The organism is Pseudomonas sp. GW822-FHT02G04, assembly GCF_058802085.1.
The window spans coordinates 144,230-150,229 of record NZ_JBXANU010000016.1 but is presented as its reverse complement, the minus strand read 5'-3'; the positions used below and the strand labels follow the sequence as shown (position 1 = coordinate 150,229).

General features: G+C 61.2%; 5 protein-coding genes. 2 read left to right on the top strand and 3 right to left on the bottom strand.

The window, feature by feature from the left end; all coding sequences use genetic code 11:
- Positions 1-145 precede the first annotated feature (145 nt).
- From fecA to AC1RO5_RS20060, 3 genes are all read right to left on the bottom strand, one after another.
- The gene (gene fecA / locus AC1RO5_RS20070; protein ID WP_493177172.1) at positions 146-2,479 is read right to left on the bottom strand and encodes a TonB-dependent Fe(3+) dicitrate receptor FecA; all 2,334 of its coding nucleotides are present in this window, start codon (positions 2,477-2,479) and stop codon (positions 146-148) included.
- Positions 2,480-2,745: 266 nt separating this feature from the next.
- Positions 2,746-3,684, bottom strand: coding sequence for a FecR domain-containing protein (locus AC1RO5_RS20065; RefSeq protein WP_493177170.1), 939 nt, complete (start codon positions 3,682-3,684; stop codon positions 2,746-2,748).
- Positions 3,681-4,169, bottom strand: coding sequence for a sigma-70 family RNA polymerase sigma factor (locus AC1RO5_RS20060; protein ID WP_493177169.1), 489 nt, complete (start codon positions 4,167-4,169; stop codon positions 3,681-3,683). The genes AC1RO5_RS20065 and AC1RO5_RS20060 overlap by 4 nt, the downstream gene beginning before the upstream one ends.
- Positions 4,170-4,367: 198 nt before the next feature.
- Here AC1RO5_RS20060 and AC1RO5_RS20055 point away from each other — a divergent pair, with 198 nt between their 5' ends.
- Positions 4,368-4,940, top strand: coding sequence for an RNA polymerase sigma factor (locus tag AC1RO5_RS20055; RefSeq protein ID WP_493177167.1), 573 nt, complete (start codon positions 4,368-4,370; stop codon positions 4,938-4,940).
- Complete coding sequence (locus AC1RO5_RS20050; protein ID WP_493177165.1) at positions 4,937-5,926, top strand: FecR family protein; 990 nt, start codon at positions 4,937-4,939, stop codon at positions 5,924-5,926. Before AC1RO5_RS20055 ends, AC1RO5_RS20050 begins: the two co-directional genes overlap by 4 nt.
- Positions 5,927-6,000: the final 74 nt, after the last annotated feature.

Genomic DNA, 6,000 nt, shown 5'->3' with positions numbered 1-6,000 from the left:
CCCCCCCCCCGCCCTCCCCCCCCCCCCCCCCCCCCCCCCCCCCCCCCAACCCTGGCTCCTACGTGTCTGATTTGCCCTTAACTTATCGGCACTAGGGCTTGCCCCTCACCACAAGAGTGTCCGACCTCTGACTCGTGGTCAGTAATCAAAACGCCACCGACGTCTGCACATACACCGTCCGCGGTTCTCCCACGTACTTGCCCTTGTTGTTGTCATCGAACGAGCGGGTGAAGTACTGGTGATTGAAGATGTTCTTCACCCCCACCGCCACATTCAAATCCGACAGTTTCGGCCCGAAGTCATACGCCGCGCGGCTGCTGAACAACATGTAACCCGGAATCCTGCCGGTGCTGCCATCAGCGCTCTCTGCCGAGGTGTTGGCGTTGTCGGCGAACTGGTCGCTCTGGTAGCTGCTGTCCAGGTTCAGTTTCCAGGCGCCTTCGGTATAACCGACGCCGATCGTGCCTTTGTGTTTCGAGGAGAACGGCACGCGATTGCCCTTGTTCGGCCCGTCTTCGCGGATGGTCGCGTCAACATAGGCGTAAGTCGCGTACACATCGAAACCGGCCAGCGCCGGGCTCAAGTCGTCGAGGGCATAGTTGACGCTGGTCTCGATACCTTGATGACGGGTTTCGCCACGGGCGATCACCGAGTCGTTGGTTTGATTGCTTTCATACTGGTTATCGAAGTTGATCAGGAACGCGCCAATCTCGGCACGCAACGCGCCGTTGTCGTAACGGGTACCCAGCTCCCAGGTGCGGGCCTTCTCCGGTTTGACTTCACCGCTGGTCACCCGGTTGGGCATCTGGCTGTATTGCACGCTGCCGAACGAACCTTCGGTGTTGGCGTAGAGGTTCCAGCTGTCGGTCAGGTGATAGAGCACGTTCAATGCGGGCAGGGCAGTGTTGTAGTCGCCCTTGTATTTCACGTTGGTCAGGTTGTTGGTCTGCTGCGACTCGATCATTTCGTAGCGGATGCCCGGTGTGATCGTCCACTTGCCGATGTCGATCCGGTCGTCGACGAAGAACGCATTGGCTTCGGTACCGCCCCGGGTGTCGCGGTCGTTGCGGCTGTTGGTGGTCGGGAGTTCGTTGCTGGCGATCGGCGTGCGGTAGCGCAGTTCGTGGCCGGCCTCGTTGATATAGCGATAGCCGACGCCGACTTCGTGATTGGTTTGGCCGAGATCGAAGCCTTGGGCGAAACGGGTTTCCAGGCCGCGCACCCAGTACTCGCGTGGCGACAGCGAGAGAAACGTGCCCTGGTCCAGATAACCGCTACGCAGGGTTTTGGTGAAGAACGTATTGGCGGTGAACTCGCGGCGATCTTCCTGATAGCGATAGCCGAAGTTGAACATTGTGCGGCGACCCCAGAACTGGTCTTTCGGGCGGGTCGACTGGTAAGGGTTGGCGTCGTAATCGGCAACGTTCAGCCCGCCGGGCATGTCCGCCTTGCCTTCGTAATACTGGGCCATGGCGTTGAAGCTGTTGGCCTCATCGAGCTGGTATTTGCCTTTGAGGATCAGGTCGTCGATTTCGGTGTCGCTGTGTTCGCGCCAGTCGCCACCGCGGGTGCCCGAGTACAGAATCGCGCCGCCCAGGCCGTTGTCGGCAGTGCCGCCGGCCAGCAGGTTGCCGGTGGTCTTGAAGCCATCGTGGCTGGACGACGGACTGGTTTCGCTCTGGAAACCGCCCTTGACCGTCGCCTCATCGGGAATGGCGCGGGTCACGAAGTTGACCACGCCGCCGACGTTTTGCGGGCCGTAGCGCACCGCACCGCCGCCGCGTACCACGTCGACTGCGTCCATGTTGCCCATGCTGATCGGCGCAAACGACAACTGCGGCTGGCCATAAGGCGCGAAAGGCACCGGAATGCCATCCATCAATACCGTCGAACGGGAGGCCAGTCGTGGGTTGAGCCCGCGAATGCCGAAGTTCAGGGCCATGTCATGGCTGCCGGTGCCGTTGTTGTCCGGCGCATTCACCCCCGGGATACGGTTGAGTACGTCCCGGGCTTGAGTCGCGCCTTGGCGTTCAAACTCTTCGCGACGGATCACGTCGCGAGCGCCGGGGTGTTCGAAGACGTTGGTCTGCGCTGCATCGCCGAGCCAGTCGCCGACCACTTTCGAGGTGTCCAGCTCCAGCGCCGCATCGCCCACCGGTTGCAGGCTGAAGGCATTGTTGCCCTCGGCGCGGGCTTGCAGGCCGGTGCCTTCGAGCAAGGCGTTCAAGCCTTGTTCGGCGGTGTAGTTGCCTTCCAGGCCGCGACTCTGCACACCGCTGGTGACTTGCGAGCCAAAGGAGATCAGCACGCCGGCTTCACGGCCAAACTGGTTGAGTGCGTTTTCCAGCGAAGACGGTGCGATGTGGTACGGCTTGGCGTCAGCGGCATGCACCAGGGGCAGAGCGCCCAAGCCCAGGCTGGCGCCCAGCAGGAGTTGGCGCAAGGTGCGGGCCAGGGGAATGAGACGGGTGGGTTGCATGGAGGACGATCCTGAGAAGGTTGAATCAAGGGGGCTTTCCTTCTCTGTCACGCCAGATCTGAAAAACGGCTCACGTTGGGCGAATATTTTTACAGATTTACCGTTTTGCTTTTTGTGGCGAGGGAGCTTGCTCCCGCTCGGCTGCGAAGCAGTTGTAAACTAAGCAGGCATTCTTTCTGGAAAACTCCGGTGGCAAATTTTGGGGCTGCTTTGCAACCCAACGGGAGCAAGCTCCCTCGCCACAGGTTATGTATGTTGATCAAGATTCAGACCCTCGCCTCAACCGTCACCCAATACCGCGTAAACCGCTTCACCTTCACCGGCAGACTGATTTCCAGCAGATCAAGAATCCGCTCGCTGTCGTCCAGTGGATAAGTCCCGGAGATCAGCAGATCGGCAACATTTGCGGCGCAATTGAGTTGCCCGCGGCGATAGCGGCCGAGTTCGTCGAGGAAGTCCCCCAGGCACATGTGCGCGGCCACCAGCATGCCATCGGCCCAAGCGCCGCTGTTGGCGTCCAGTGGCAGGGGTGTGCCGATACCGCGTGCGCCGAAGCTCAACTGCCGGGCGGTTTGCAGCAGTAGTGGGGCGCCGTGATCGGGCGTCAATTCGACACTGCCTTCGAACACCGCCACGTGAGTGCGATCGGCAAACTGCCGCACGTTCAGTCGCCCACCCTGGGTTTTCAACAGGCCTTGCGCGGTCTGTATCTGAAACGCCTGGGTGGCGGTCAGCAGTATCTCGCCTTCGAGCAAACGGATCAGCCGTTGCTGGCCTTCGACTCGCACATCGGCAGCACTGGCGGTGTTGAGTTGCAATTGACTGCCATCGCCGAGCGGTACTTTGCGTCGCTGGCCAATGGGGCTGCGGAAGTCGGCCAGCAACGGCGTCAACGGATTGTGCTCACGCAGACCCCAAGTGACCGCCGACCCCGCGCCGAGAATCAGCAACAGCTTCAACGCCTGACGACGGCTGGCGGATTTCGGTGCGTTAATGGCGGCGTGGGCCAGCGGTGAAGACAAACCGCGCAAGCGTTGATTGACCCGCTGAATGTGTTCCCAGGCCCGTCGATGTTCGCCATGGGCGTCGAGCCATTGTTGCCAGGCGATTTGCTGGCGCGGGCTCAACGGACCTTGCTGGATTTCCATCAACCAGTACACGGCCTGTTCGGCGACTTGAGAGGAAAAATCCCCAGGGCTGTTCATAGCGCGAAGTAGCAGCGCATCGCCGCTTTGTTCAGGTGCCGTTTGACCGTGGCGATGGAAATGCCCAGTTCGACGGCAATCTGCGGGTACGTCAAACCATCAATCTGAGCCAGCAAAAAGGCGCGTTTGACCAGGCGCGGCAAACCGTCGAGCAACTGGTCGAGTTCCAACAGGGTTTGCAGGATGATCGCCCGGTCTTCCTCCGACGGTGCGACGATTTCCGGCATCTGCGCCAGCGCATCGAGGTAGGCGCGCTCCAGGTCCTGGCGGCGGTAATGATTGAACAGCACGCGCTTGGCGATGGTGGTGAGGAACGCCCGTGGTTCGATGATTTGCGGTGTTTCCTGTGCCGTCAGCACTCGCATGAACGTGTCTTGGGCCAGATCCGCGGCGCTGTCAGGGCAGCCGAGTTTGCGCCGCAGCCAACCGGTGAGCCAGTTGTGATGGGCGTGATAAAGGACTTCGACGGTAGTGGCTGACGACAACGAAACCGCTCCGGACGCATATTGATACGTTAGAGAACAAGAATTGTTCGCATTGTAGTGGCGCGGACGTGCATCCGGCAATCGGCGCTTGGCCGTTATCTCATCGTCTCCTTTGCGTATGAGAATATTTATCATTAATATCGCCGGCTTGTGGGTCTTGTGGCATTCACGAGGCCGTACCCGGTTTGTTCTGACCCGATGATCACCCGCCCTCCCGAAACCCATGACGCCGAGCACGATGAACATCGCGGCGCCCGTGCGCATTTCCTTCAGGTGTTTTTGTCCCAGCGTTCGCAAATGGAGGCGCTGGTGAGCCGTCGTGTCGGCTGTCGGGCGACGGCGGCGGATCTGGTGCAGGATTTGTTCCTGCGTTTCTGGCGTCGGCCGCTGGTGCAGGTCGAAGAGCTCAGCACGTATCTGCTGCGTTGCGCCGGCAACATCGCCATCGACCATTTGCGCAGTGAAGGCGCGCGGGTGCGGGTCAACGAAGGCTGGATGCCGGAGCAGCCGGACAGCCAGGGGTGTGAGCCACAAGCGGCACTGGAGGCGGGCAACGATTTGCGTCATGTCGAAGCGGCCTTGCGCGCATTGCCCGAGCGCACGCGGCAGATCTTTCTGCTCAACCGCATCCATGGCCGCAAATATGCCGAAATCGCCAAGGCCATGGACCTGTCCCAAAGCGCGGTGGAAAAACATATGATGCGCGCCCTCGAGGCTTGCAAGGCCAGCCTGCGGGAACCCGAACCGCGCATGCCAGGGAACGCACCGTGAACCACAACGAACGCATCACGCCGACACCTGCTCAGGAGCGGGACGCTTTCGCCTGGCTGAGTCTGTTGCACGACCAGCCCAGCAGCGGCGATCAGCTCACGTTCAGTCGCTGGTTGCAGGCCGATCCCGCCCACGCCGAGGCCTATGCCCAGGCGCAAGTGGTGTGGGAGTTGAGCGAAGTGCCGGCGCGGACCCTGGCTGATGAAGAGGCTTTGGCCTTGCAGGGCTACCTCAATGTGATGAATCGTGCGCGCGGGGGGCGCGTCCGGCGGTGGTCTGGCGCGTTGGCCATGGCGGCATGTCTGGTGTTGATGATCGGCGTCGGTGCTGGTTGGCAGCCGTCGCGCTGGGTCGATGATCTGGGCGCGGACTATGTGTCGGCGCCGGGGGAAATTCGCACCGTGATGCTGGCGGATCAGTCGCAAGTGACGCTGGATGCTGACAGCGCAATCGCAGTGGATTTCAACCGCGGTGAACGGCACGTCCAGCTGCGTCGCGGTGCCGGATTTTTCAGCGTGACGCACACCGGCGAGCCCTTTGTGGTGGGGGCGGAAAAGGGCGAGGCGCGGGTGTTGGGCACGCAGTTTGAAGTGCGTCTGCAACCCCACGGCGCGCAGGTCACGGTGTTATCCGGACGGGTTGCAGTGACGGCCGACAAGAACGCCGCGCAGCAAATTCTGAGCGCCGGCCAGCAAGTGGCTTATGGCGACGGCTCGGCGGACAAACTCCATGCCGTCGATAGCGAAGCGCAGTTGGCCTGGCGTCAGGGCTGGCTCAATTACTACAAAGCGACACTGGCCGATGTGGTGCAGGACCTGCGGCGTTATTACCCCGGGCGCATTGTAGTGCTCAATGAGGAACTGGCGGCGCGGCGGGTCAGTGGCAGCTTTCCGAGCCAGGATCCGCAGGCGGTGTTGAGTTCGTTGCAGGGGGTGATGGGGTTTGAGCAGCACCATGTTTTGGGGCATTTGATTATTTTGCGGTAAAGATGAAGATCAAAAGATCGCAGCCTTCGGCAGCTCCTACGCGCCTGTGGGCGCCGCCGAAGGCTGCGATCTTT

Bases quoted from the DNA above. Each gene is read 5' to 3' on its own strand.
- AC1RO5_RS20065 (WP_493177170.1), bottom strand. From the start codon at position 3,684: ATGAACAGCCCTGGGGATTTTTCCTCTCAAGTCGCCGAACAGGCCGTG.
- AC1RO5_RS20055 (WP_493177167.1), top strand. From the start codon at position 4,368: ATGATCACCCGCCCTCCCGAAACCCATGACGCCGAGCACGATGAACAT.
- fecA (WP_493177172.1), bottom strand. From the start codon at position 2,479: ATGCAACCCACCCGTCTCATTCCCCTGGCCCGCACCTTGCGCCAACTC.